The organism is Haloplanus sp. HW8-1, from assembly GCF_023703795.1.
In the GTDB taxonomy this organism is placed as follows: Archaea; Halobacteriota; Halobacteria; order Halobacteriales; family Haloferacaceae; genus Haloplanus; species Haloplanus pelagicus.
In genome coordinates this window covers 2,308,409-2,335,064 of record NZ_CP098518.1, presented here as the reverse complement: position 1 = coordinate 2,335,064, position 26,656 = coordinate 2,308,409, and the positions used below count along the sequence as shown (strand labels likewise).

The 26,656-nt window shown below is 68.2% G+C and carries 23 protein-coding genes and 1 pseudogene; 11 read left to right on the top strand and 13 right to left on the bottom strand.

The features are described from left to right. Nucleotides 1-6: 6 nt before the first annotated feature. From rqcH to NBT82_RS12375, 5 genes are all read left to right on the top strand, one after another. Entirely contained in the window at nt 7-2,106 is a 2,100-nt protein-coding gene (rqcH, locus tag NBT82_RS12395; RefSeq protein ID WP_251328427.1) for a ribosome rescue protein RqcH, read from the top strand. Between the two features lie 44 nt (nt 2,107-2,150). Then, nucleotides 2,151-4,673, top strand: coding sequence for an outer membrane protein assembly factor BamB family protein (locus NBT82_RS12390; RefSeq protein ID WP_251328426.1), 2,523 nt, complete (start codon nt 2,151-2,153; stop codon nt 4,671-4,673). A 64-nt stretch (nt 4,674-4,737) separates the two neighbouring features. Next, nucleotides 4,738-6,861 carry a serine/threonine-protein kinase gene (locus tag NBT82_RS12385; RefSeq protein WP_251328425.1) on the top strand — a complete coding sequence of 708 codons (2,124 nt, stop codon included), beginning with the start codon at nt 4,738-4,740 and terminating at the stop codon, nt 6,859-6,861. Between the two features lie 119 nt (nt 6,862-6,980). Next, nucleotides 6,981-7,685 carry a DUF4013 domain-containing protein gene (locus NBT82_RS12380; RefSeq protein ID WP_251328424.1) on the top strand — a complete coding sequence of 235 codons (705 nt, stop codon included), beginning with the start codon at nt 6,981-6,983 and terminating at the stop codon, nt 7,683-7,685. A gap of 62 nt (nt 7,686-7,747) precedes the next feature. Then, on the top strand, nt 7,748-8,815 hold the full coding sequence (locus tag NBT82_RS12375) for an mRNA surveillance protein pelota (protein WP_251328423.1): 1,068 nt from the start codon (nt 7,748-7,750) through the stop codon (nt 8,813-8,815). Nucleotides 8,816-8,902: 87 nt separating this feature from the next. Here the strand turns inward: NBT82_RS12375 and NBT82_RS12370 are convergent. Next, nucleotides 8,903-9,225: pseudogene (locus NBT82_RS12370) on the bottom strand (ornithine cyclodeaminase family protein); the annotation flags it as partial. Between the two features lie 84 nt (nt 9,226-9,309). On the opposite strand from NBT82_RS12370, the gene NBT82_RS12365 reads away from it, so the two are divergent. Together NBT82_RS12365 and NBT82_RS12360 are read left to right on the top strand one after the other, a co-directional pair. Then, nucleotides 9,310-9,843 carry a CBS domain-containing protein gene (locus NBT82_RS12365; protein ID WP_251328422.1) on the top strand — a complete coding sequence of 178 codons (534 nt, stop codon included), beginning with the start codon at nt 9,310-9,312 and terminating at the stop codon, nt 9,841-9,843. Nucleotides 9,844-9,868: 25 nt separating this feature from the next. After that, complete coding sequence (locus NBT82_RS12360; RefSeq protein WP_251328421.1) at nt 9,869-10,810, top strand: DMT family transporter; 942 nt, start codon at nt 9,869-9,871, stop codon at nt 10,808-10,810. A 13-nt stretch (nt 10,811-10,823) separates the two neighbouring features. Here NBT82_RS12360 and cmk read toward each other — a convergent pair whose 3' ends face one another. Then, a complete protein-coding gene (gene cmk, locus NBT82_RS12355) occupies nt 10,824-11,513 on the bottom strand; it encodes a (d)CMP kinase (RefSeq protein ID WP_251328420.1) in 690 nt (229 codons plus the stop codon). Between the two features lie 267 nt (nt 11,514-11,780). Here cmk and NBT82_RS12350 point away from each other — a divergent pair, with 267 nt between their 5' ends. Further along, complete coding sequence (locus NBT82_RS12350) at nt 11,781-12,041, top strand: DUF8028 family protein (protein WP_251328419.1); 261 nt, start codon at nt 11,781-11,783, stop codon at nt 12,039-12,041. A 73-nt stretch (nt 12,042-12,114) separates the two neighbouring features. After that, complete coding sequence (locus NBT82_RS12345; protein WP_251328418.1) at nt 12,115-12,300, top strand: DUF8178 family membrane protein; 186 nt, start codon at nt 12,115-12,117, stop codon at nt 12,298-12,300. 61 nt (nt 12,301-12,361) lie between these two features. Here NBT82_RS12345 and NBT82_RS12340 read toward each other — a convergent pair whose 3' ends face one another. Genes NBT82_RS12340 through NBT82_RS12325 form a run of 4 tightly spaced genes read right to left on the bottom strand, consistent with a single transcriptional unit; the run spans nt 12,362 to nt 15,602 of the window. Next, nucleotides 12,362-12,703 carry a 2Fe-2S iron-sulfur cluster-binding protein gene (locus tag NBT82_RS12340; protein WP_251328417.1) on the bottom strand — a complete coding sequence of 114 codons (342 nt, stop codon included), beginning with the start codon at nt 12,701-12,703 and terminating at the stop codon, nt 12,362-12,364. Further along, entirely contained in the window at nt 12,700-14,118 is a 1,419-nt protein-coding gene (locus tag NBT82_RS12335) for a DASH family cryptochrome (RefSeq protein ID WP_251328416.1), read from the bottom strand. Before NBT82_RS12335 ends, NBT82_RS12340 begins: the two co-directional genes overlap by 4 nt. A 38-nt stretch (nt 14,119-14,156) precedes the next feature. After that, the gene (locus NBT82_RS12330; RefSeq protein WP_251328415.1) at nt 14,157-14,774 is read right to left on the bottom strand and encodes a metal-dependent hydrolase; all 618 of its coding nucleotides are present in this window, start codon (nt 14,772-14,774) and stop codon (nt 14,157-14,159) included. Between the two features lie 45 nt (nt 14,775-14,819). Beyond that, nucleotides 14,820-15,602, bottom strand: coding sequence for a 2-keto-4-pentenoate hydratase (locus tag NBT82_RS12325; RefSeq protein ID WP_251328414.1), 783 nt, complete (start codon nt 15,600-15,602; stop codon nt 14,820-14,822). 138 nt (nt 15,603-15,740) lie between these two features. Here NBT82_RS12325 and NBT82_RS12320 point away from each other — a divergent pair, with 138 nt between their 5' ends. After that, nucleotides 15,741-16,448 (top strand): helix-turn-helix domain-containing protein, encoded by a 708-nt coding sequence (locus NBT82_RS12320; protein ID WP_251328413.1) that lies wholly within the window; start codon nt 15,741-15,743, stop codon nt 16,446-16,448. Here NBT82_RS12320 and hmgB read toward each other — a convergent pair. The 7 genes from hmgB to NBT82_RS12290 form a co-directional block, all read right to left on the bottom strand. After that, a complete protein-coding gene (gene hmgB, locus NBT82_RS12315) occupies nt 16,445-17,782 on the bottom strand; it encodes a hydroxymethylglutaryl-CoA synthase (RefSeq protein WP_251328412.1) in 1,338 nt (445 codons plus the stop codon). The two genes, NBT82_RS12320 and hmgB, sit on opposite strands and share 4 nt — an antisense overlap. A gap of 104 nt (nt 17,783-17,886) precedes the next feature. Then, complete coding sequence (locus NBT82_RS20040; protein ID WP_256476568.1) at nt 17,887-18,018, bottom strand: hypothetical protein; 132 nt, start codon at nt 18,016-18,018, stop codon at nt 17,887-17,889. 151 nt (nt 18,019-18,169) lie between these two features. Further along, entirely contained in the window at nt 18,170-18,853 is a 684-nt protein-coding gene (locus NBT82_RS12310; protein WP_251328411.1) for a type IV pilin domain-containing protein, read from the bottom strand. 83 nt (nt 18,854-18,936) lie between these two features. Next, on the bottom strand, nt 18,937-20,598 hold the full coding sequence (locus tag NBT82_RS12305) for an Ig-like domain-containing protein (RefSeq protein ID WP_251328410.1): 1,662 nt from the start codon (nt 20,596-20,598) through the stop codon (nt 18,937-18,939). Between the two features lie 58 nt (nt 20,599-20,656). After that, nucleotides 20,657-21,244 carry a DUF2150 family protein gene (locus NBT82_RS12300; RefSeq protein WP_251328409.1) on the bottom strand — a complete coding sequence of 196 codons (588 nt, stop codon included), beginning with the start codon at nt 21,242-21,244 and terminating at the stop codon, nt 20,657-20,659. Between the two features lie 133 nt (nt 21,245-21,377). After that, nucleotides 21,378-22,232, bottom strand: coding sequence for a TatD family hydrolase (locus tag NBT82_RS12295; RefSeq protein WP_251328408.1), 855 nt, complete (start codon nt 22,230-22,232; stop codon nt 21,378-21,380). Between the two features lie 85 nt (nt 22,233-22,317). Continuing rightward, entirely contained in the window at nt 22,318-22,782 is a 465-nt protein-coding gene (locus tag NBT82_RS12290) for an NYN domain-containing protein (protein WP_251328407.1), read from the bottom strand. Between the two features lie 354 nt (nt 22,783-23,136). Between NBT82_RS12290 and NBT82_RS12285 the strand changes: the two genes are divergently transcribed. Continuing rightward, nucleotides 23,137-26,655, top strand: a complete 3,519-nt coding sequence (locus NBT82_RS12285; protein WP_251328406.1) for a protein kinase domain-containing protein — start codon at nt 23,137-23,139, stop codon at nt 26,653-26,655. Nucleotide 26,656: the final 1 nt, after the last annotated feature.

Genomic DNA, 26,656 nt, shown 5'->3' with positions numbered 1-26,656 from the left:
GAGGGTATGGACGCGAAGCGGGAACTGACCAGCGTCGACCTGGCCGCCCTCGTCACCGAACTCGGGCGATACGAGGGGGCGAAAGTCGACAAGGTCTACCTCTACGACGACGATATGCTGCGGTTCCGGATGCGGGATTTCGACCGTGGCCGCGTCGAGTTGCTGATCGAGGTGGGCGACGTGAAACGCGCCCACGTCGCGGACCCCGAACACGTCGCGGACGCGCCGGGGCGGCCGCCGAACTTCGCGATGATGCTCCGGAACCGACTGAGCGGCGCCGACTTCGCCGGCGTCGAGCAGTACGAGTTCGACCGCATCCTCGTCTTCGAGTTCGAACGCGACGACGAGGACACGACGGTCGTCGCGGAACTGTTCGGCCAGGGTAACGCGGCGGTCCTCGACGAGAGCGGCGAGGTGGTTCGGAGCCTGGAGACGGTCCGGCTGAAATCGCGGACGGTCGCCCCCGGCTCGCAGTACGGCTTTCCGGACTCGCGGGTCGACCCCCTGACCGTCGGGTACGACGCCTTCGTCCGGCGGATGGAGGAGTCCGACACGGACGTGGTGCGGACCCTCGCCACGCAGCTCAACTTCGGGGGGCTCTACGGCGAGGAGATCTGTTCCCGGGCGGGCGTCGAGAAGACCCTCGACATCGCCGACGCCGGCGAGGCCGAGTACGAAGCCCTCTACGACGCCATCGGGCGTCTGGCCGACCGGCTCCGCGAGGGCGACTTCGACCCACGGGTGTACGTCGAGGACGACCGCGTCGTCGACGCGACGCCGTTCCCCTTGGAGGAGCGTTCGGGGCTGGCGGCGGAGGGGTTCGACTCCTTCAACGCCGCCCTCGACGACTACTTCTACCGGCTCGAACGCGACCCCGAGGAGGAGACCACGGGGACCGAACGCCCGGATTTCGAGGCCGAAATCGCCAAACAACAGCGGATCATCGAACAACAGGAAGGGGCCATCGAGGGGTTCGAGGAGCAGGCCGCGGCCGAGCGGAAGCGCGCCGAAGCGCTCTACGCCCACTACGACCTCGTCGACGAGATAATCTCGACGGTGCGGGCGGCCCGCGAGGAGAGCGTCCCGTGGGAAGAGATCGAGGAGACGTTCGCGACGGGCGCCGAGCGCGGGATTCCGGCCGCCGAAGCCGTCCTGGACGTCGATCCCGTCGAGGGCGAGGTGACGGTCGACCTCGACGGGACCGAGGTGCCGGTCGACCCCTCGATGGGCGTCGAGAAAAACGCTGACCGGCGGTATCAGGAGGCCAAACGGGTCGAAGAAAAAAAGGAGGGGGCGCTGTCGGCCATCGAGAACACGCGCGAGGATCTGGCGGCGGTCGAACGGCGGCGCGATGAGTGGGAGGCCGACGACGGGGACGGCGAGGACGAGGACGAACCCGAGGAACCACGCGACGTTGACTGGCTTTCGATGTCGTCGGTCCCGATCAAGCAGCCGGAACACTGGTACGAGGACTTCCGCTGGTTCCACACGAGCGACGGGTTTCTCGTCATCGGCGGCCGGAACGCCGACGAGAACGAGGCCATCGTCAAGAAGTACATGGACGGCAACGACCGCTTTTTCCACGCGGAGGCCCACGGCGGCCCGGTGACGCTGCTGAAGGCGACGGGGCCGAGCGAGAAGGCGCGGGACGTGGACTTCCCCGACACGAGTCTGCACGAGGCCGCGCAGTTCGCCGTCTCCTACTCCTCGGTCTGGAAGGACGGCCGCTTCGCCGGCGACGCCTACATGGTCGAACCCGAGCAGGTGTCGAAGACGCCCGAGAGCGGCGAGTACGTCGAGAAAGGCGGGTTCGTCATCCGGGGCGATCGCACGTACTTCCGTGACGTCTCCGCGAGCGTTTCGGTGGGGATCCAGTGTGAACCGGAGACGCGGGTGATCGGCGGGCCGCCGTCGGCGATCGAACCGAAGGCGGCGACGACGCTCCGCCTCGAACCCGGGAAGTTCGCCCAGAACGACGCCGCCAAGCGCTGTTACCGGGAGTTCAAGGAGCGGTTCGCGGACCAGTCGTTCCTCCGGAAAGTGGCGAGCCCCGACAGGATTCAGGAGTTCCTGCCGCCGGGTGGGAGCAGTATCGTCGAGGAGTAGCGGGCGAGGACTTATTATCGACGTGGGACAGGGTGCCAGTATCGATGGCCGAGGGGCGGACACGCCGGGGAGTGTTGCGAACGATCGGCGGGACAGTCCTCGGAGGAGTGGTGACCGGGACGGCGAGAGTCGGCACGGCCCAGACCGGCGAGTCGTGGCCACAGTTCGGTGGCGGCGCGGCGAACACGGGGAACGTGCCGGGGAACACCGGTCCCGTCGAGGGAGTCCGCGAGGCGTGGCGGGTCGGACTGGACGGGCCCGGATCGGCAGTGGTGGCCGACGGCACCGTCTACGTCGAGAGCCTGGACGGGCTACGGGCGCTCGACGCGGCCGACGGTACGGAGCGCTGGCGCTTCGGCGGCGAGGACGAGGTGGTGTCGCCGGCGGTGGTCGACGGCACCGTCTACGTCGGGCGAGGGGACAGGGTGTACGCGCTGAGCGCGGGTGACGGCACGGAGCGCTGGCGATTTTCGACCGACGATTCGATCACCGCGGGGCCGACCGTCGCCGGCGATACCGTGCTGGTCGGGGGATCGGCCAGCGACGTGTACGCACTCGCCGCCGCCGACGGGAGCCTGCGGTGGCGCTTCCCGACGGACGAAACGGTGCGTTCGGTGCCGGCGGTGGCGAGCGACACGGTCTACGTCGGCAGCGACGACGACACCCTGTACGCCCTCGCCACGGCCGACGGGAGCGAGCGGTGGCGCTTCGCCGTCGGCAGCGGCGTGGGGACGCCGGCGGTGGCGAACGGCGTCGTCTACGTCGGCGGCTACGAGTCCCCCCTGTACGCGCTGGATGCCGCCGACGGGAGCGAGCGGTGGAGCGTCGAGACGGACCGCGGGTATCCGTCTCCGTCGGTGGCCGACGGCACCGTCTACGTCGAGCGTGGCGGCGGCGTGAGCGCGCTGAGCGCGGCCGACGGCACGGAGCGCTGGTCGTTCGGGACGGACGGGATCATCGGGAAGCCCGCGGTGGTCGACGGCACCGTCTACGTCGGAGGGACCCGGCACCTGTACGCGCTGAACGCGGCCGACGGCACGGAGCGCTGGCGCTTCGAGGCGGGGGACTGGCTTCGCTCGCCGGCCGTCGCCGGCGGGCGCGTCTACGTGTCGAGTGCCGACGGCCACCTGTACGCGCTGGAGGCCGGGAGCGAACGGGTCGCCTCCGCGGCCGTCGACCTGCCGGTTGCGGACGCGCGAGCGGAACTGTTCCTCGAACGCAGGTGGCCGGTCATCGCCATGTCGGCCTTCGGGTCGACCGCCGCGCTCACCGGGGGTGCGCTGTGGTATCGACATCGGCGCCGGGACGGTGGCGGGGACGAACCGCCCGCCGTTCGCGACGACGACCGACCGACGGCGCTGGAGCGCATCCGGGACGACGGCGACGAGGGAGAACCGGACGGGGTTTCGTGGCCCGAGGAGGACGTCGAACGCCTCCGGGCCGACGCGGACGAGGGAGGCAGTACCGGGACGGCGGGTGAGGCTGGCGAAGGAGTGTCCGACGCCGATGCGGAGACGAACCCCGATCCCGCCTCCGGCGCAATCGACGCCGGCGACAGCCTCGAAGCCGAGGCGACGACCCTCGACGACGCCCGGGAGGCGGTGGCCCGCGCGGACGCGCTGACCGACCGGGCGGCCGAGGCGGGGTTCGACGCCCGCCGAGAGGCGGCCGATCGACGACGGCGGGACCCGCTGGCGGCGTCCGAGGGTGGGGACCGTCTCGGGCCACCCGAGTCGATCCCGCGGGCGCCCGACGTGAGCGTCGACTACGACGCCCTGACCGACGAGGAACCCATCGGCGGCGGTGGCAACGCCGACGTGACGAAGGCGACCCTGCCCACGCCGGACGGCGACGTGACGCTGGCGATCAAGGTTCCCCGGATGTCGGGGACGCTCCACACGGACGCGGTCGAGCGGTTGCTGACGGAGGCCGAGACGTGGGACAAACTCGACGACCACGACCACGTGGTGGGCGTCGTCGACTACGGCGCCGAACCGCTCCCGTGGATCGCCATGGAGTACATGGACGCCGGCCATCTCGGCACCCGGGCCGGCGACCTCGACTTCGAGCAGGCGTTGTGGACTGCCCTCGGCATTACCAAAGGCGTGCGTCACGCCCACCGCCGCGGGGTCGCCCACCTCGATCTGAAACCCGCGAACGTCCTCTTCCGGTCGGTCGAGGACGCGTGGGACGTGCCGAAGGTCGCCGACTGGGGCCTGTCGAAACACCTGCTGGAACACTCGAAGAGCGTCGAGGGACTCTCTCCCCAGTACGCCGCCCCCGAGCAGTTCGACGACGAGTTCGGCTCGGTCGACGACATCACCGACGTCTACCAGTTGGGTGTCGTGTTGTACGAACTGTTCACCGGCGCCCCGCCGTTCGAGGGAAAGCCCGCGAAAACGATGCACCGCGTCCTGCACGAGGATCCGACGCCCCCGAGCGAGGTGGCCGACGTACCGGCGGCGCTGGACGACGTGTTGCTGACGGCTCTCGAAACGGACAAGCAGGACCGGTACGAGTCCGTGCTGTACCTCCGGGACGGGTTGCGGGACGTGGTGGCGGACTGACGCCGAAGGCGGGACCGGCGCGTCGTCGAATCACTTATCGGGGTCCTGCGAAGTTTCGTGTACGATGGACGCATCGTGGACGCGGCGGGCGACGCTGCGAGCAGTCGGGGGGATGGTCGTCGGGGCGACGGCGGTGACCGGTACCGCGGGCGTGGAGGCACAGGACGGCGCGACGCCGAGCCTGTCCGCCTCGTTCAGCACCGTCGACGGACAGGTCGCCGTCCCGGACGGCACCTTCTCGGTCAGCGGGGAGACGGGTGGGGTCGTCGACGAGGTTGCGATCGTCGTCGGCGGCGAGGACGGCAGTCGGTCGCTGACGGTCGCTCCCGTGACTGACCGGACGTTCGAAACCGAGGTGACCGTCGGTTCGGTCGGCGAGGGACGGATCAGCGCGAGCGTCCTCTCCGAGGGAGCCGACGGGAACCTCGGTGACGGGTCGAACCCCGCGTGGATCGGCGGGGGCGACGGTGGCGACTCGCTCGAAGCCTATCTCGACGATCTCTCCGCGGACCTCTCCGGCGATCAGGTCAGGGCTCGACTCGTCAACGCGACGGTCAGCGAGGCGGGGAGTGACGACCTGATGAACACGTCGGCGTTCCGACACCGTCGGGCGGACACCGTCGTCGAGAACGTCTATCCCGTGGGCGAGGAGGCGATCGGAATCAACCCCGTCCCGGTGGGATCGGCGGTGGTCGTGGAAGGGACGACGAATCGCTGGTTCGACGGGAACGCGATCACGGTCGCGTTCAACGATCACGAAGGGACGACCGTCTCGGAGGCACGGGTCACCGACTGGGACGACGCGGGACGGTGGCGGACGACCCTCGAAACGCCGGCCGACGCCGTGCCGGCGACCTACACGATCCGCGTCTCCGACGGGGCGAGCGGCGACGTGGTCGCCCTCTTCGTCGAACGAACGGCGACAGCCTCGGCGACGTCCACACCGACGCCGACGCCGACGTCGACGATGGCGACGCGGACACCGGCACTGTCGAGCGGCGATGACCCCGACGGTGGCTTCCCCGCCGCGGGGGTCGTCGCCGGGGCGGGGGTGGGCGCCGCCGCTGTCGGTGCCGGCCTGTGGTGGTGGAACCGTGACGAACGCGACGACGACCCGGACCTCTCCCGCGGCGATGAGCGAGCGGCTCCGGAGCGCATCCGGGACGACGGGGAAGATACGCAAGACGACGCTTCGTGGCCGAGAGAGGAACTGGAACACCTCCGTTCCGAAGTCGACGAGGAGGGGGAGGCAAACGCTACCGGCGTTGACACCACTACCACTGCTGTCTCCACCCCCGCCGACGACGGTCCCGACGTCGAGGCGCCGGGAGCCGACCGCCCCGGCCCACCGGAGCGAATCCCGCGGGCGCCCGACGTTCGCGTCGACTACGACGCCCTGACCGACGAGGAACCGATCGGCGGCGGTGGCAACGCCGACGTGACGAAGGCGACCCTGCCCACGCCCGACGGCGACGTGACCCTGGCGATCAAGCGCCCCCGGATGCAGGGGACCCTGCATACGGACGCGGTGGAGCGACTGCTGGCGGAGGCGGAAACGTGGGACAAACTCGACGACCACGACCACGTGGTGGGCGTCGTCGACTACGGCGCCGAACCGCTCCCGTGGATCGCCATGGAGTACATGGACGGCGGCCATCTCGGCACCCGGGCCGGCGACCTGCCGTTCGAGCAGGCGTTGTGGACTGCCCTCGGCATTACCAAAGGCGTGCGTCATGCCCACCGGATGGGGGTCGCTCACCTCGACCTGAAGCCCGAAAACGTCCTGTTTCGCTCGGTCGAGGACGCGTGGGACGTGCCGAAGGTCGCCGACTGGGGCCTGTCGAAACACCTGCTGGAACACTCGAAGAGCGTCGAGGGTCTGTCCCCCCAGTACGCCGCCCCCGAGCAGTTCGACGACGAGTTCGGCTCGGTCGACGACATCACCGACGTCTACCAGCTCGGCGCCGTACTGTACGAACTGTTCACGGGCCGACCACCCTTCGAGGGCAAGCCGGCCAAGGTCATGCACCGCGTCCTGCACGAGGACCCGACACCCCCGAGCGACGTCGCGGATCTCCCGTCCGCACTGGACGGCGTCCTGTTGACCGCACTCGCGAGGGAGAAGGCCGACCGCTACGAGTCAGTCCTCTACCTGCGGGACGCACTCCGCGACGTGACGGCGGACTGAGAGGGCTGTCCCCGCCGAACAGCCGGGAGCGAGTGACTGTCAGACATGCTACCTTTAATACCGTCAGGCACGTTATACGTTACAGAGCAACACGCGGATCGGCCGTCCTGCTCGGTACCATGATCAACGAATCACTCACCTACCTGCGGACGAGCGACGACTGGGTAAAGACGGTCCTGATCGGCGGCTTGTTGACGTTCTTCGGGTTCCTGCTCGTTCCCGTCGTCTTCGTCGCCGGCTACCTGGTCCGAGTCCTGCGAGCGACGATGCACGGCGACGACACGCCGCCACGATTCGCGAACTGGGGCGATCTCGGGCGCGACGGCCTCTACGCCGTCGCTATCGCGTTCGTCTACGGGATCGTCCCCGGCCTGCTGATCGCCCTGACCGCGGGGATCGCCGCGGTGGTCGCGGGGCCGGGACCCCGGAGTGGGCTGCTGGTTGGCGGCGTGACGTTCGTCGGCGGGCTGCTGGCGCTCGTCGTCGGCCTGCTCGCGGCGTACGTCGTCCCGGCGGCGGTCGCCAACTACGCGGAACAGGGATCGTTCGGCGCAGGCTTCGCCGTCAGCGACCTGCGCCCCGTCCTCACCTCGGGCACCTACGCAACGGCGTGGCTGCTCGGCTTCGTCGTCGTCCTCGGGGCGGGGGTCGTCACGGGACTGCTCAGCGTCGTTCCGTTCGTCGGCACGTTCGTCGGGGCGTTCGTGAGCTTCTACGCCGTCGTCGCGGCGTACTACATCGTCGGTCACGCCTGGGGGGACGCCCGCGGGCTGACGGTCCACGACGAGGACGGCGAGACGAGTACGGAGCAGCCGGCAGTCTGAGGGGTCGGCAGGAAGCGAGGTCGAATGGCAAGCTATGTCCCCGTGGACGGCGAGGCTCCAGTATGCGAATCCAGAGCCGTGGTCGCGGCGAGGAGGGGAAGACCCGGCTGACGGTCGTCCCCGAGAACGTCGACGACCTCTGGCACCTGTCCTACGTCCTCGAACCTGGCGACGACGTCGAGGGCGACACGAGTCGGCGCATCCAGCGCGACGACGACCGGATGCGCGACACCGGCGGCGAGCGCGAACACATCCACGTCACCCTCGAGGTCGAGGAGGTGGAGTTCGCTCGCTTCGCCAACCGACTGCGGGTGAGCGGCGTCATCGTCGGCTGTTCTCGCGAGGACCAACTGGGCCACCACCACACGCTCAACGTCGAGGAACACGACGAGTTGACGATCGAGAAGCACTTCAAGCCGGATCAGATAGAGCGCATCGAGGAAGCCGAGGCGGCGGCTGAGAACCCCGACGTCGCCATCGCCACCGTCGAGGAGGGAGAGGCCCACGTCCACACGGTCGCCCAGTACGGTACCGAGGAGTACGCCTCCTTCACCCGGCCGACGGGCAAGGGGGAGTACGCCCGGCCGCGCTCGGAACTGTTCCACGAATTGGGCGAGGCGCTCTCGCATCTCGACCCCGACGCAATCATCCTCGCCGGTCCCGGCTTCACCAAACAGGACGCCCTGGATCACTTCGAGGACGAGTTTCCCGACGTGGCCGAGATGACGACCACCGTCGACACCTCGGGTGTCGGCGACCGAGGCGTCCACGAGGTGCTGAAACGTGGGGCGGTCGAGGACGTCCAAGACGAGACGCGAATCGCCCGAGAGGCGGAACTCATCGACGAGTTGAGCGAGCGGATGGCGACGGGCGAGAAGGCGACCTACGGCCCCGAGGCGGTGGCCGAGGCCGCCGAGTACGGCGCCGTCGAGACGTTGCTCGTCCTCGACGACCGCCTGCGCGAGGAGCGACAGGGGGAGGGCGAGTGGGACGTCGACGCCGACGAGATCATCACGACCGTGGAACGGCAGGGCGGCGACGCCGTCGTCTTCTCGGGCGAGTTCGAACCCGGCCAGCGACTGAAGAACCTCGGCGGGATCGCGGCGCTGTTGCGGTATCGACTGGAGTAGCGGATGTCACGCAGCGACACCGTCGGGCAGGCGTTCGTCGCACTCGGCTGTCTCGTCTTCGTCGGCGGCGCCGTCGCCCTCGTGACGGGCGCCGGCCTTGAACGGGTTCATGCTCGCGCCGTCGAGGATGGCGAGCGGTTCTCCGGAGTCGGCGTCGTAGAGCGGCGTGACGAACCACGCGTCGCCCGCTTCGAAGCCCGCGCTGTACGTGTACCCGCCCATCGCCCCCGTCCCGGGCAGAACGGCGGCATACGAGGTGAACAGCCCGGACGGCATCTCGATGTACAGCGCCGTCCGGGTTCGGCCGGTTCCCCCTCACCACGCTGGCGGTAGCGCACGGCGTCGACGTACTCGGCGGGCGTCGCCAGTCCGGCGACGTCCTCGCTCGACAGAAACAGCGTGTCGGTCATACGCTCCCCAGTGTGTGTGGCCAGTTCTACTATTGGCTGGGACGACCCGCAAAGCCTACCACTGCGTCACTCGTCGCGTCGACCATGTCCCTGACAGCCCGGTCGCTGATGGAGACCGACGTCGAGACGGTCGCCCCCGACGACGAGGTGAGCGAAGTGCTCGGCCGCCTCGCGCGGGTCGACTTCAACGGCTTCCCAGTCGTCGAGAACGAGGAATCGGAGACGTCTCGGGGCGACGGCGGCCGCGTCGTCGGGATCGTCACCAAGCACGACCTCGTCCACCTGTTCCAGACCGAGGACCGGACCCTGTGGATTCCGATCGGCCTCCCGCCCTTTACCGAGACGCTCACCTACGCTGTCGACGTGTCGTGGGACGACCTCGACCTCGGAATCGACCTCGCACGGAACGCCAACCGGCCGATCAGCGAGGTGATGACCACGGAGGTGGTGACGGTCACACCCGACACCGACCTCGATACGATCCTCGACCTGCTTGCCGACGACGAGCGCGACATCAACCGCCTCCCGGTCGTCGAAGACGGCCGACTCGTCGGCATCGTCGCCCGGCAGGACGTGCTGCGGGCGGTTCGCGATCAGCGTGCGGAATCGAAACGTTGAGTGAGCGTCCGGGCCGAGAGGTTCCGTGTCCCGCTACCGAAACCTCGGGCTCTTTCTCGCCCTCGCGGCCGTCTGGGGGTCGGCGTTCATGGCCATCAAGGCCGGGCTCGACTACTTCCCGCCCGTCCTCTTCGCGGCGGTCCGGTACGACATCGCCGGGATCCTCATGCTCGGGTACGCCGCCTGGGTGGTCGACGATCCGATTCCCCGCGGCCGCGGCGAGTGGGCACTCGTCGCCGTCGGATCGACACTCCTGATCGCCGGCTACCACGTCCTGCTCTTCATCGGCGAGACCGACCCCGCGGTGACCAGCGCCGTCGCAGCGGTCATCGTCAGCCTCAGCCCGGTGCTGACCACCGGGTTCGCCCGCGCGTTCCTCCCCGACGAGCGGCTGACCGCCGCCGGGGTCGCCGGCCTCCTGTGCGGGCTGCTCGGCGTCGTCGTCCTCGCCCGTCCCGAACCCGAGGCGCTGTTGACGGGTGACGTCGCCGCGAAACTGCTCGTCTTCGGCGCCGCGGTGGCCTTCTCGCTCGGATCGGTACTCACCCGGCGGATCGACGCCGAGTTGCGCATCGAGACGATGGAGGCGTGGTCGATGATCGGCGGCGCCCTCCTGATGCACGGCGTCTCCGTCGCGTTCGGGGAGTCGGTCGCCGACGTGACGCTCTCGGCGACCGGACTCCTCGCGCTCGCGTACCTCTCCCTCGCCGCTAGCGCGCTCGGCTACCTCCTCTATTTCGACCTGCTCGCCGAACTGGGCGCCGTCGAGATCAACCTCGTCTCCTACATCACGCCGGTCTTCGCGGCACTCGCGGGGTGGGTCTTCCTTGACGAGGGGCTCTCGCCGGCCACGGTGGGCGGCTTCGGGTTGATCTTCGTCGGGTTCATCCTCATCAAGCGCCGGATGCTCCGGACCGAACTCCCGCGACTCCGCGCGTCGGTCCTGGGACGGAGCGGCGACGAGTGACCTCGGAGAGCCTTCAGAGGTCCACGTCGCGGGTAGTGAACGCTCCCTCGTCGGTCGCGGGGTCGTACCCTTCGACTGCCGAGAGCACGATGTCGAGGACGGTGTCGGCATCCCACCGCGCGGTGTTGATCGAAATGTCGTAGAACGACTGATCCTCCACGTCGATACCGTAGTAGCTCTGGTAGCGGCCGGCTTCGCTGACCTCGCGGACGCGCAATAGGGGGCCGATCGCATCCTCGTCGTCGAGTTCTTCGAGGCGAACGTCCTCGGTCGCGCGCTCGTCGGGACGCTCGATCTCGTAGCTCACTTCGTAGTCGCTGAGGCGTTCGATGCGAACCTCCTCGGGCGCGTCGAGCCAGATCCGTAGGTCCGCGCGGTTGCCGGCCAGCCAGCCTGCGAGCCTGGATTCGAGGACGAACGGCTTGTTCGCTGCGCCCCACTGTTCGGCGATGCGGCGCAGTCGCCGATCGAGCGCCCGATCGATCTCGTCGTCTTCCTCCGCCTTGGCGATGAGTTGCTGGAGAGACAGCCCGCGGTCCGCCGCGAGATCGCGGAAGATGTCGCCGCCGATGACGTATCCACAGTCGAGAGTCTCCGCGAGACCCTCGGTGAGCGTCGTCGCACCACACCCCGGAGGACCTGAGACGGTGATGAACAGGTTGCTGTCGACTTGCCGCTCGGTGGTGGCACTCGCGTCCGACATGAACGTTCGTCAAGACTTACGCGACACCGTGGTTAAGAGAACACCGGTTCGGGACCGCCCACGTCGCCGCGTTCGGCGCAGTGATTGATTCTATAACAGAGAGGTGAATAAAAGAATTAGATACGCTCGTGAAACGTTATCGTCGACGAACGCACGTAGTAAATCGTACGACCCCGTGGCGACCGACGGTGAAAATCCCCGAAACGACGCCAACGCTCGTCGGGGTATATGACGTTCCGGATTCAACGGCCTGGCAAGGTGTCCCCGATGTCGAACTCGTCCCCGACCCTCCCCACCGACCGCTTGCCCCGCCTGACCGAACTGGTCGACTCCTGGCCGTTGCGGTGGAGTCTCGAAGTCGTCACCGCTCCCCTCCGCTTTGTCGCCTTCTGGGTCGCGGTGGCGTTGCCCTTCCTCTATCTGCCGCTTCTCGCCGGCGGCCTCCAAGGCCAGCAGGCGACGGTCTTCGCCGGCCTGTTGTTCGTGAACGCCACGGCCCTTCTCCTCGGCCACGAGCACGGTCGCTGACCGCCGTCCGCCCCTGCCCTCCGCCGAGACGGAAAGCGTAATCAATTATGTGACTGGGGACGGAGAGGCGTGTATGCTCGGCCTCACGCAGCGAGGACTGTTCGGGATCGTTCTGATGATCGTCGGCACGGTGGCCTTCTACCCGGTGATCTTTCCGGGAACCGCCTTGACCGTCGATCTGCTCTCGGTCGCGGCCGCGGCGCTGCTGACGATCGGTACCTACCTCGTCGGCACCGACGTCGACGGGCGTCCCGCCTGAGCGCGCCCCCGTCGCGACCGACGATCGACCCGCCTCGCCCTCGCCGACCCTCCGATCCCGATCACCCGTCGGTCTCCCGTCGTCCCCAGATCACTTTCTCCGGAATCCGTACCCGCAAGTCCTCCGCCAGTTCGATTCGACAGGAGAGACGCGGATACCCCCACTGCGCCGCCAGTTCGTCGTGCCAGTGTTCCGGCGACGTCTCGCCCCCGTCGATGCGGACGCCACAGGTCGCACACAGTCCCCGTCCGCCGCAGTTCGCCCGCTTGGTGAGTCGGGTGTACGGCGAGTGCCCGGCGTCGAGCAGGGCCGCCCGGAGCGTGGTGCCCACTGGCGCGACCAGGAGGTCGTCGTCGTCGCCGTCTTCGACCCGGACGTACACCACGTCACAGCGGTCGGTCATCCGTCGAGGTCGACCATCGGCCGCGGGTAGTCGACACCGAGTTCGACGCCGTGGGCGGCCGTCCCGTCGGCGGTGAGTCGCCACGGTTCGTGTGCGTACTCCGGGGGGAGGGCGTCGAGTTCGGGGACCCACCGAGTCACGTACTCGGCGTCCGGATCGTACCGCTTCGCCTGAGCGAGGACGTCGAACGAGCGGTTCCGGGCGTCGTTGCCGACGCCGGCGACGTACGCCCAGTTGCCGTAGTTCGACGCGGGATCGTAATCGATCAGTCGCGTTTCGAAGTAGGCGGCCCCTTTGCGCCAGTCGATCCGAAGGTCGTTCGCGAGAAAGGAGGCGACGTTCTGCCGGCCGCGGTTCGACATGTAGCCCGTCCGGTTCAGTTCTCGCATGTTGGCGTCGACGAAGGGGATCCCCGTCTGACCGCGCTTCCACCGGTCGAGTGCCGTCTCGTCGTCGACCCAGTCGACGTCGCGACGGCGAATGCCACCCGGAGTGAACGCGGTCGCTCCGTGTTTGGCGAACTGAAACTGGAAGAAGTCCCGCCAGCGCAGTTCGAACCGGAGCCAGTACGTCGAGTCGTTGGCGACACGGCGCTCCTCGTAGCGGTCGATCTCGGCGTTCACCCGTCGCGGCGAGAGACAGCCCTCGTTCAGCCACGGTGAGAGCTTCGAGGAGTAGTCCCGGCCTACCAACTCGTTTCGGGTCTCCTTGTACGTCCGGAGCGAGTCGGTCTCCCAGAGATACGCCTCGACTCGCGCCAGACCGGCGGTCTCACCGCCCTCGAACGCGAGGACTGCGCGGTCGTCGTCAGGTTCGGCGTCGACCCCGAGGTCGGCGGGTGCCGGCACCGGGCCGGGATCGACGGCCGGTCGTGCCGGCAGGTCCGGAACGGGGCGGGGATCCCGCACCGTCGCCGCGGACTCGACTCGCTTGCGGAAGGGGGTGTAGGTGTCCTCGATGTCGGCCACGTCCTCGGGCAGGTCGTCGGGGTGATACAGAGTGTGTCCCCAATGTCGGACGAGCGTCGCGCCGAGGGCGTCCTCGACCCACGCCTCGACTGCACGTTCCTCGGGCGTCGGACGGGTGTGGACGTGGACGGCGTCGGCGTCGACGCGGTCGGCCAGCGTCGGGATCACCACCTCCGGCTCCCCGGTCCGCACGACGAGGTCGCTCCCACGGGTGCGGAGGCGAGCGCGCAGGTCGGCCAGGGCTTCACACCGGAAGGCCGTGCGACGGCCGCCGGTCTTCTCGAAATCGAAGGAGTCCGAACCACCGTAGGCCGCAGTGCCGTAGCGACGGGGGTCGACGGCAACCACCGGGAGCAGCCGATCGGCTCCCGCCGCAGCGACGAGGGCCGGATTGTCGTGGAGTCGAAGATCGCGCCGGAGCCACAGGAGGGCGGTCTCGGTGCCCATCGTCCGGCGTTACGGCCACAGGCACATCAAAGCGCGGCCTACCGTTCCTCGAAAAATCGTGCGCCGAGGGTGACACCGCCGAGGACGACTACGAGCAACTGGAAGCCGGACCGGACGATCGGGAAGATCCGTTCGACGGTCTCCGGTTCCGCCCCCCGAGTCGGATCGACGCCCGTCCAGTAGTGGGTGTTCGCAGTCGTCCGTTCGGGGTCGGCCGACAGGTCGACGAACGTCTGGACGATCCCCCGCTGGTTCGACAGCAGGAGTTCGCCGTCGACGGTCAGAAACCGATCATAGAGCGGATAGAAGGCGTTGACGCCGTTGGTCATCAGATCGGGGAGGATCCCGCCGACGATCAGTGCCACGAGCGCGACCCACGCAACCCTGACGCCCCGGTCGCCCCACCGGTCGCGGAGCCGCGAGCCGTCCCGACCCCTGGTGTCGTACGCGAGGGCGACCCCCACGAGCGCGGGCAGGACGAGCGTGTGCAACAGCGCGCGGTGGGCACCCTGGACGACGAGTCCGACGAACGTATCCAGGTCGGGCACCGCCGTGGCGGCGAGGACGACGGCGACGGTCCGTCGATCGAAGTCCACACCCAGCAACGCGGCGGCGACGACGCCGCCGATGGCGAGGTGGACGACCGTCGATGGCATGGGTAGACCTTGGCCGTCACCGGCTTGAATCTCTCGCCGGGCAGATCAGGGTCGCGGCCGCGAGACGGTCACCGAGCCGAGCGACGCGAACCGCGCTTCGACGGTATCGCCCGGATCGAGGGGGACGAGCGACGTGAGCGACCCCGTCGAGACGAGGTCGCCGGCCGCGAGTCGCTCCCCGCGGTCGGCGAGCGCTCCGGCGAGCCAAGCCACCACCCGTGCCGGCCCGCCGAGTACGTCGGCGCCGACGCCCGTCGCGACCCGCTCCCCGTTCCGTCTGACTTCGACGCCTTCGAGAGGCAAATCGAGCGTCGAGGTGTCGGCGACCCGGTCGCCCTGAACCAGCCGGGCGGCGAGGGCGTTGTCGGCGACGGCGCTGCCGGCGTCGACCGCCCAGTCGTCGAGCCGCGAGTCGACGACCTCGATCACGGGGACGACCGCCGCCGTCGCTGCGAGGACGTGGACCGGAGTCACGGGCGGATCGAGTGGGTCGGCGAGCACCACGGCGAGTTCCGGTTCGACTTTCGGGTCGATCAGGCCGTCGTCCAGTCGACCCTCCGAACGAACCGTGTCCGCGAGGACGCGCCCGGACGCCGGCTCCGCGACGCCGAGTTCCTCCTGGATCGCCACCGAGGTGAAGCCCACCTTGTAGCCGACGGGCGGTCCTTCCGCGTCCGTGCGGCGGTCGATGGCCGCCCGCTGGATCGCGTAGCCGTCGGCGACGGTCAGCGACGGAGAGAGGGAGTCGAGGCTCTCGCCCGTCCGGTAGGCCTCGACCAACCGGTCGGCGAGGTGGGTGACGGTGGCCGCGTCGATGGTCCGTTGCATCGGTCCCTCCTGGGGGCCGGACGGGCAAAGGTTCGGGGGATCGGACGGTCGGCGGGCGACGGCCGTCGTTCGGTACCCTTTTGCGCTCACCGCCCAGGGATCCGGTATGGTTTGGGCCCTCGGAGGGTGGAGCGGCCGATGAGCGACGATCCCCGTGACGACCTCGCCAGACGGATCGCCGGCGAGATCACGCTCAGTTCCAACCCCGGCGCCACGCTCCGGAAGTGGCGCACGGACTTCGACGTCTCCCAGACGGAACTCGCGGAGCGACTGGACGTCTCCTCGTCGGTCATCTCGGACTACGAGAGCGGGCGGCGAGAGAGTCCCGGAATCGGCGTCGTCAGCCGGATCGTGCGGGCACTGCTCGACATCGACGAATCCCGCGGCGGCGGCCGCATCCGCCAGTACGCCCGGGTCATCTCCGCGGGCTTCGAGAGCGACATCGTCCACGACCTGCGGGAGTATCCCACGTCGATCCCGCTGGAGCGGTTCTACGAGGCGATGGAGGCGACGGAGGTGATCGGCGGCGACAACGACCACGTCAGCGGCCACACCGTGATCAACAGCATCGAGGCGATCACACGCCTCCCCAGCGAGGAGTTCTACCGGCTCTACGGGCAGAGCACGAACCGGGCGCTCGTCTTCACCGACGTGACCCGTGGAGAGTCGCCGCTCGTCGCGCTTCGGGTCGTGAACCCGACGCCGAACGCCGTGGTCCTGCACGGATTGGAGGAGGCGGACCTCTGGGAACACGCGACGGAACTCGCGAAGATCGACGGGTTCGCCCTCGCCGTCTCGAACTGCGACCTCGATTCGGCACTCACGGAGCTTCGCGAACTCCCCTAGTCGACGTACTCGTACTCGCGCTCGTTCATCCGACCCCAGCCCGTGAAGACGAACTCGCCGCTCGGGACGGTGAACTCCTCCAACTCCCGCTCTTTCTCGTGGTTGTGGGCGTCGTGGACGCGACCGTACTCCTCGAAGCTCAGGTCGTACCGTCGCGCTAGCTGTTCGTCGATGTCGAGCGCCTCGATCTCCTCGCGCCAGCCGTCGGCGACCGTCTCGGAGTGGATCTCCGCCTGCGCGCCGGAGCCGTAGGACCCAACGAGGAGTTTCTCGCCGGAGAGCGCGCGCCCCGTCTCCGCCGCGGTCTTGAGCGCGCTCGCACGGGCGACGTGAACGGAGCCGGTGTACCAGTTGCCGACCTGCCGGGAGAGCGTGAGCGTCGGGTCGATGGCCCTCGCGTACCAGGTGTCGTACGTCTCCGTCTCTTTCAGCGCGTCCATGTACTCACGGATGGCGTCCTCGTAGGCGTCCCAGTCCTCGAAGTCGGCCTCGCGGGGCTGGCGACCGATCTCGTCGGCAAGACCGTCCTCGACCGCCGTATCGCGAGTCATATGTCGGAACCCGAGTAGCGCGGCCTTCCGGACCATCCCCGGGAACGGCGTGTGGAAGGGGATGTAGGCGTAGTCGTCGGGATGGGTGCGGCCGGCGACGGTCTCGAAGTCCTCCAGCGCCTCGCGCATCCGGGCGAGATAGACCTGCACCGACCGCTTGCCGTCGACGCTCGGGAACTGCTGGTTGGGCTTCAGGAAATCCGTCTCGTCGGCGCTGCCGTACCCCTGGTGGGTCGAGAGTTCGACCACGCTCGGGTCCTCGTCGACGAGCATCGCGACGGCGCCAGCCCCCTGGGTCGCCTCGCCGGGGTCGCCCCGGGCGTACAGCGCAGTGTCGGTCGCGATCACCAGCGCCGCTCGGCCCCGGTTTCGCCCGGCTTTGATCCAGTTGTACGCGTCGTCGATGCTCTGGGTCCCCGCCACACAGGCGAACTTTCGCTCACCCTTGTTGGCGTGGTGGAAGTCGCCATCGTAGACCTCCTCCAGACAGCCCGCGATGTACGTCGAGACGGGCTTGGAGTTGTCGAACGCGCTCTCGGTCGCCACGTCGATGCGACCGATGTCGTCCGGTTCCAACCCCTTCCGGTCCAGCAACCGCTTGGCCGCGTTCGCGCCCATCGTGACGATGTCCTCGTACGTGTCCGGGAACGACGAGGCTTTCAATCCCAGCCCTTTCGTGTACTTCGCCGGGTTCTCGTCCTTCGCCGGGGCGAACGTCTCGGCCAGATCGAGCGCGAGTTTGCCCGTCCAGATCTCGATTGCGTCGATGCCGACGGCTGTCATACCCTCCGGTTGCGGGAGCCACTATATGGGTTTGTCGATGCTGGATACGTCGAACGTCGAACCAGCGTTCGGGATGGTCGGCGACCCGAACGCGCACCACCCGCTCACAAGCCACCCTGGCCGCCGCGGAAGCCGACCGACGGATCCACGTCCGACGGCGAGAGAGTTCCGGAGGCGCGTTTCCGGAAGACGACGCCGGTCAGCCCGGCGCTCACGGCGAGTCCGAACACGGCCATCGCCGCCCTGAGGCGGGGCGGTCGGTCCAGCTAGGAGTAGCCACGCGACGAGGCCGACGTCACGGAGGACCGCGAGAGCGGAGGAGCGTCCCGACGACTCCGACGGCATCCATACCGACAGGGGGCCGCCGTGGTGAGTCGTTCGGGGACGTCAGTCCCCGCCCTTCCCCTCGTCGTCATCGTCATCGTCGTCGTCATCGTCATCGTCATCGTCATCGTCGTCATCGTCGTCGTCGCAGTCACCGTCTTTCTCCTCGTCCTCCTCGTCGTCATCTTCCCCGTCACACTGGTCCCCGTTCCCGTCGCCGCCATCCGCTCCGTCGCCGGTGCCGTCTTCGGGTGGCGTCGTGCCACCGGTCCCGCTACCGATTTCCCCTTCGCTGTCCTGGGCGTCAGTCTTGCCGCCCCGTTCGGCGACGACCGGTTCAGTCGTCGTCGGATTTCGCTCGGTCCGGAACAGGACCGTATTCGAGGAGTGGTGGACGAGCGTGACCGCGACCAGGCTCTCGGGGTCGTAGCTCCGCGAGACAGTCCATCGGTCACCGGGATCGAAGGTATCGTCACCGGGGAGCGTGCCGTCCGCCCAGTCGAGTCCCGTCTCGCTCCCGTTTACCCGGACGATCAGCCGCAGGTCGTCCCCCGGGAGCGGGTCGCCACCCCGATGCGAGAGGTCGATTCCGTCCGTTCTGATCTGCCCGATGACGTCGGCCCGCGGGTCGTCGGTCCCGGACGTGATCGTACCCATTGAGTACGTGCCCGCGACGCCGACGGTGACGACGACGAGGCCGACGACGAGCACCGAGCCGATCAGTTCGGACTGGGCGCGGTCGGGCATCTATCGGGAGAGGTTTCCCACAACGCCGGATCAATCCATCGACGCGAGTATTAGCACTGATAGTCGTGGGCGGGGCGACTCGCTCACGCCGTCCGGAGCCGCTGGTACTCGACGTCCACGTTGATGTTCCCCTTGCCGCTTCTTTGCTCGTACACGGTGTAGAGAACGTCGTTGTTCCTGACGTATTCCTCGGCGTCGGAATTCAGCGTCATCGGGCTACCGTCGAAGTTCCCCAAGTTTTCGCTCTGAATCGGGTCGCCGTTCTCGTCGACGATGACCACCGTTACCTTGTTGACGTCGCCACTGGCGCTGATTCCCAGTTCGTACGCGCTCGCGTTCGGAACGCCGGTCGTCGCCACCCCGACGGCCAGTTGCTCTCCCCCACCGGACGCCAGGTTGGCGGCGCCACCGCCGTCGGACTGGAGGTTACTGAACGAGGAGATGTCCCCCTCGGCCACGTCGGGAGGGATCGAGGGGTCTTCGTCGGTTTCGACGGTCCCGTCGTCGTCCTTGAAGCTATCGGGATAGTAGAACGACTGGCCGTTATTGCCGCCGCCACTCAGCGACACCACGGTCACGTTGATCCGCACCGACTCGGGCTCCTCACCGCTGAAGTCCGGGCGGTCCGCCGGCGTGTCGAACGTGAAGTTGAGTTCGTCGGTCCGGCTCGACCCGCTGATCGAGTCCGGCGCGTCGTACTCGAAGACCACCTTCCCCGAGCCGTCAGAGACACCCTGTCCCGGTCGAATACCGGCGCCGGTGCCGGAGACGTCCACCTCGACCGGCACGCCAGAGACGGGATTGTTGTAGCCGTCCCGAACCTCCAAGACGATCCGTCGGGTCCCACCTGCGGTGACGCTGTCGGCGCCGTCGACGACCGTCAGATACTGCTCGACCGTGTCCGTAACGCCGGTGCCGACGCCGACTTTCGCCATCCGTAGCCGGTAGGTCCGGTTGGAGACGAGGTCGACGCGAAGCGTCCCGCCGCTCACCGTCACGCCGCTGGCGTTGCCGTCGATGCGCCCGCCGTTCGACTCGTACTGGTCCTGGAGCAGACGCTCCCACTCGTCCTCCGAGAGATCCGTCGTTACCTCGATGGCGATGTCGCTCCCGTTGACCGCGACGGTCCGGTCGCTCGCACTGATGGGGGTCGGACTCACGCTCGTCGCTCGCGTGCCACTCCGGCTCAGCGAGCCGTCGAGCGCGACGACGTAGATCAGATTCCCTTCGAGCAGTCGCTGGTCGGTCGCCGCCCGGCGCCGACTCCCGAAGTCGTTGTACAACACCGTATCGTCGTAAACCGTCCGCGGGGCGGCCTGGTAGACGCTGTAGTCGGCGTCGTACGTCAGCCGCTGGGTCGCATACGAGCGGTTCGTACCGTTCCAGAAGTCCGCCGTCTCGTCGTTGACCGCGGTGGCGTCGACGAGCGTCACCACACCCCCGGAGTCGGTCGCGAGGCGACCGCTCGACGGCGGCGGATTCACCGCGACGATCCGGGTCGGGTAGCGCGTGCCGAGCGGAACCGTCGTCGGGCTTGTTCGCTCGGCCGCGGCGGTCTGCAGGATGCCGTTTCGCACCTGCTGGAGGCTCTCCTGTACCTGCTGGTTGTGGTCGAACTCAACCGCCTCGTTCTGGCTCGGGACGACCGTCGACTGGTAGAGCGCCAGGCCGATGACGAGAAAGCCAAGCAGGAGGATCGCCCCGACCTGGAGGGCGGCGGCTCGTCGGTCGTCCCGGAATCGCATGGCGGGACTTCGCCACCGGCATTAAAAAGGGTGCCGCCCCGATTATCAGTCGCCGGTGTTACTCGTCGGTGTCGTCCTCTTCGACGACTTCGGGGTCGCTCATCGCGCTCTGGAGGCTGTCCAGCCCGTTGACCCACTCCGAGACCAGGCCGTACTCCAGATCATCGACCAGCGCGATGTCGAGTTCGTCGCCGTCGATGATTCGCGTACCCGCCTGTACGAGATAGCCGAGCGCGGCGTCTAAGTCCTCGTTGGCCTCGGCGTCGGCCGCGGCGTGGACGTACTCCTCGATGGTGCCGTCCTCGGCCGCGCCCGCAGCGATGTACTCCTCGGCGGCGTAGAAGACACAGACCAGGCTCGTCTGGACGCCGTCGACCAGCATCCGCTTTTCCTCGTCTTCGATGTCCACGTCCGCGAGGACGATGTCGCGCACGTCCGTCAGTTCGTCGACGGCCGCCTCCTCGTCGAGGCTGCCGTCCTCGTAGGCGTTGACGATCTTCGCGACGGCGATGGCGGCGTCGTCCTGCAGGTTGAGCAGGAGTCGTGCCGAATCCTCGTTCTCCGGGTCAAGGTCTTCCTCTGCGACCCGCCCGATCCAATTCTGCCAGCGGTCTTCGGTGTAGAACGTGTCCTCCACGTCGGTCATACCTCGACCGAACGTTCGTGGACTCAAAGGCCTTTCCGATGCTCCCGGCGCGAAACCGGCGAATCGATCGGCCGTACCGACGGATTCGAGGGATCTGATGCCCGTTTCGGCACGCTGGAGCGCGGTGAGCCCGTCACTCAGTCAGCGTGGCCTCGGTGTCGATACTGTAGACGCGGGCGGGTGTCTCGACGTGTGCTAGCCGGACGGCGTCGTCGTACCCCTCCTCGAGGAGCGTTCGGACCCGACGCGGGACCGTCTTCGGCCCCATCACCGCACCCGGACGCTCCGGATCGTCGACGAAGTCCGTCTCCATCAGGAAGGGCTCGCCACGCTCGGCGGCCTCGTGGAGCCACTCCGTGCGGCACATCACGCTCGGCGTCGGCCCCATGAGCCTCGGTCCGGCGTAGTGTTTCACGACGCGATGGGGAGACAGGCCACGCTCCTCGGCCCAGGCCGCGATGTCGCTGAGGTCCTCGCTCGCCTCGGTGTGCAGTTGCACCGCACAACCGTGTTCGGCACCCAGATCGAGGGCGTGCCGGAGGACCGCGTTCGAGGCGTCCCACACGTCGTCGTCGGTGTCGTAGTGGGGCCGTCCCGACTTGATCGCGAGCGCGCGCCCGTCGTGAACGTACTCCGCGGCGACGTCGAGGCCGGCCTGCATCAGGTCGCGTGCCTCGGCGGGCGCGACGTCGCGGTCGTCGACGAGCCGCGAGATCAGGCCGGGGTGGACCCCGAGGATCGGCCACGCCCGACCGGGGAGCAGGTCGTCGGCGTCCGCGACGATCGCGAGCGTGCGCTCGAAGACCTCGCGGAAGTCCTCGCCCGTCTCCGCCTCGACGCCGAGGTGCCACGACGGCTTGTTCACCACGAGCAGGTGGGTGCCGCCGAGGCGACGGAAGTCACGGACCGCCGACAGCCCCTGGCCGGCGTCCGGGTCGAGGTGGAGGTGGTTATCGAGCACCGGCGTGTCGAGATCCGGATCTGTCACGGACGCTCGTCGGGACCGGCGGGGCAAAATTCGCTCGGATTCGACCCGGTCGTCGCGTCGCGGTCGGTGACGCGAACAGGACCCGCTACTCGTCTCCCCCGAGCGTGACGCTCTCGGCGGCGGCGTTTCGGAGCGCGTCGGACCGGCCGTGCTCGCCGGGGGCGATGGCGAGCGTTCGGAGGCCACGGGCGTTCGCCGTCTCGACGGCGGGCTTGAAGTCGGTGTCGCGGGAGGCGACCGCGATCACGTCGGCACGTCCCTCGACGGCGAAGCGGGTCAGGTCGACCGCCAGTTTCACGTCGACGTCGCCGCTCGTGACGATCACTTCGAACCCACGTGCCTCGGCGGCTTGGATCAGTTCCGGCGTCGCGTGTTCGTCGACGTAGAGACGCGTGGTGACGGGGCGACCCGCGGCCGCCGCCGCCTCGCGCACGTCGTCCAGATCCACGTCGAACTCGTCGCGGAGGACGTTCGGACCGTCGACGAACAGCGCCACGCGTGACTCGTCGTCGCCGGCGCGGCCGGCCGACAGCCACCCGAGGGGATCCATGGGGAATTCTATCCCGTTCCCGGGCATATACGTCCCGGTTCGGCGCCCGTTGCCTCCCGGCCGGACATTCCTGTTCGTCGGTGCCGTCACCACCGCGTACAGCGGGCGAGTCGCGACGTCCACCGAGACTGTGGTGTCCACCGCTGGGAACGAGGCTGGGCCACCGACCGCGGCGAGTCGTAGCGTTCACCGTGGGGATACGCCCCTCGGTCACGCCATCCCCTCCGGAGATCCGTTGGCCGCTCACCGTTTTCCCCTCGTGACTTTAATTGTGCTGACCGATAATTCCAGGTCGTGACGGGAGTGCCGACACGTCGGACGGTCCTCAAAACGATCGGACGTCTGTCCGCGGTCGTGGGGACCACCCGTGTCGGCACACCGCGAAGGGCAGCGACGGGACGCGATCCCGGTCCGCGGGCGACCGGGACAGCTACGTGGCACTCGTTCCAGAGCGATCCAGCCAACACGGGATACGTTCCGGACGCGGCGGGGGTCCGATCGACGCCACGCGTCGCCTGGCACTACCCGATCGACACGGGAACGCCGCAGAACCCGTGTCTCGATGCCGGACGACTCCTCTGTCAGCGGGTGCGACGGACCGACGGGTCCGAGCGGACCCGCCTCGTCACCCTCGATGCAGCCACCGGCGAGGAACAGTGGGTCGGCCCGGAATCCGATTACGCCACGAGTGCCGGAATCACCGGACTCAGCGTGGATAGCAAGCGAGCGTACGTCACCGCGCTCAACGGTGTTGAGGCGATTTCGCTCGCCGACGGCACCAAGGTGTGGCGTCGGGAGTCGATCGGGTTCCCGACAGGCTTTCCCTGTCTGCTCGACGGGACCCTGTATGTCGCCCACGAGTCCGGTGTTGCTGCGCTCCGGTCGGCGACCGGCGAGGTAGTCTGGCGACGCGATGACCTCACGAACGACGCTCTCGGCATCGCCGTCGCGGACGGCGTGGTCGTCGTCACCGGCGTTGAGACGGGACGTCTCTTGGCTCTCGGGGCCAGCGACGGACGGACGCGCTGGGAGTTCACCACCGACAACCGACTGCGTTCGATCCCGACGGTGGCCGACGGGACCGTCTTCGCCGCCTCGACACATGGCTCTCTGTTCGCGGTTGACGCCGCCGGTGGTGAGAAACTGTGGACGAGAGGTGTACGCAGGGTCGCCAATTCGGTGGCCGTCGGCGCCGATGGGGTGGTCCTCTCCGACAGCCAACGGCTGACGGCGCTCGATCCCGCCACCGGCAGTGTCCGCTGGGAGACCGACACGGCGAACGCCGAACCCTCGCCGGTAATCGCGGACGAGACGGTCTACGACGTGACGAACGACCGTCTCAGGGCGATCGACTTCCGAACCGGCGAGGTGTTGTGGTCGATCGTTCTGGGACTCGACATGGACATGAACGCCACACCGGTCGTCGGCGACGGGACGGTGTACGTCGCGGGTGCCGGGAACTTATGGGCGATCACGACCGGCGAGTCGGCGGCCGACCCGAGTCCCGACATCTCGTTCTCGCCGGCGGAGATAGAGCAGGGTGACACCGTCACGTTCGACGGCACCGGATCGAGCGACGTCGACGGGAGCATCGAGACGTTCCGGTGGCGAATCTCGAACGCGTACTACACCGGCGAGACGGTGCGTCATTCGTTCGAGTTCACGACGGCAGGCAACCGTGAGGCGGACCTCCTCGTCGTCGACGATTCGGGAGCGACCGGCAAGACGAGCGTCGAGGTCCCGCTGGCGAACCCACCGACTGCAGGCCGCCAAACCCTCGAGGCGTCGGCGTCCGATCCCACGCCGACGTCGGCCACTGTCACGTCCGCGGGGGCGGGACCGGACGGCGCCGGCGACGGACAGTCGCTCCTGTTGGCTCTACTCGCTTGTGGGGTTCTCGGCGGGCTCGGTGCGTATCGGTACCGGTCCGGCGACGATGCCCCGATGCGTGGACGTTCCCGGGACTCCGGACGGGAGGAGACGCCGTCCGACGTTTCCGACGGGACGATGGATCGGCGAAACGCGGCGTCCGGCACCGACTCGGAATCAGCGGCGGACGCCACCGTTCCCTCGCGTATCCCGTCGCCGCCGCCTCTGAACGTGAGCTACCACGGCATCGAACAGGAGGGAGTCATCGGAACCGGCGGGAACGCGAAGATCTATCGCGGCACCGTGATGGCCGACGATCGGCAGGTCCCATTGGCGGTCAAGGAACCCCGGACGGGTGGGACGCTCCACACTGAGACGGTCGAGCGTCTGCTCGCCGAGGCCGAGACGTGGACGGCACTCGACGATCACGACCACGTCGTCGACGTCGTGGACTACGGGAGCACGCCAGTCCCGTGGATCGCCATGGAGTACATGGACGGCGGCCACCTCGGCGAGCGGGCCGACGAGTTCACGCTCGATCAGGCACTGTGGACGGCGCTGGCGGTGACGACGGCCGTCCGCCACGCCCACCGCCAGGGCGTCGCCCACCTCGACCTCAAGCCCGAAAACGTCCTCTTCCGCGAGGTGGAGGGCGCCTGGGACGTCCCCAAGGTCGCCGACTGGGGCCTCTCGAAACGTCTACTCGACCACTCGAACAGCATCGAGGGATTCTCCCCGCAGTACGCAGCGCCCGAGCAGTTCGACGACGAGTACGGCGACACGGACGAACTGACCGACATCTACCAACTCGGGGCCGTCCTCTATGAACTGTTCGCTGGCCGGCCCCCGTTCGAGGGACAGTCCGCCGAGATCATGCACAAGACCCTGACCGAGGAGCCGACACGCCCGACCGACCTGACCCCGGAACTACCGGCCGAGTTGGACGACGTGCTGTTGACGGCACTGGCAAAACGGAAGGAGGATCGCTACGAATCCGTGCTGTACCTCCGGGACCAGTTCGTGGAGTTGCTCGAACGGGCCGACAACGACCGGAGCCAGTCGGTCACGTTCGGAGCCGTACCCGGCGATCCGACGGCGAACGAGAGCCCCGCCGGAGCGGCGGCGACGCCGGCGACCGATCCCTCACGCCCGGTCGATCGGTCCGCCGACACCAGTTCCGAGGCGGTACTTCAGGATATCGACCTCGCGTACGCGGACATCTCCATCGGAGAACCGCTCGGACGGGGGGCGGTGTCGACGGTGTCCCACGCGCGAGTCGAGACGACGCGTGGAGCGCGACCGCTGGCGCTCAAGGAGTTCCAGTTCGAGGAGACGGTCGCCACGGATACCCTCGACCGGTTTGCCACGGTCGCGGACACCTGGCAGCAACTCGCCGCCCACGATGGGATCGTCGGCGTCATCGACTGGGACGTCGAACCGATCCCCTGGATCGCCATGGAGTACATGAATCGGGGAGCCCTCGGCCCGGTCATCGATCGGATCTCCCCACGCCAGGCCGTCGTCGCCGTCGGTCGGATCGCCGAGGCCGTGTACCACGGTCACAGCAGGGGGACCTCTCACCTCGGGCTCCACCCGTCGAACGTGCTGTTGGGCACCGATGACGACAGCCTCCGTCTGAAGATCGGTGACTGGGGTATGGGAGCGCTCTCGCGCACTCAGTCCCAACGTGCCGGGGAACTCCACCTCGCTTACGTGGCTCCGGAACAGTTCGACGACGGGTATGGAGTGCCGGGCCACGCGAGCGACGTGTACGCGCTCGGTGCCATCTGTTATGAACTGTTCACCGGCCGCCCACCGTTCGAAGGCACCCCCGCCGAAATCATGCGAGCCACACTCGCCGGTGACTTCCGGCCACCGACGACGCTCGATTCGACGCTCCCCGCCGAGATCGACGACATCGTCGCAACGGCGATGGCCACCGACGCGTCCGATCGGTACGATTCGATCCTCTACTTGCGGGATGCACTCCGGAACCTGAGTTGAT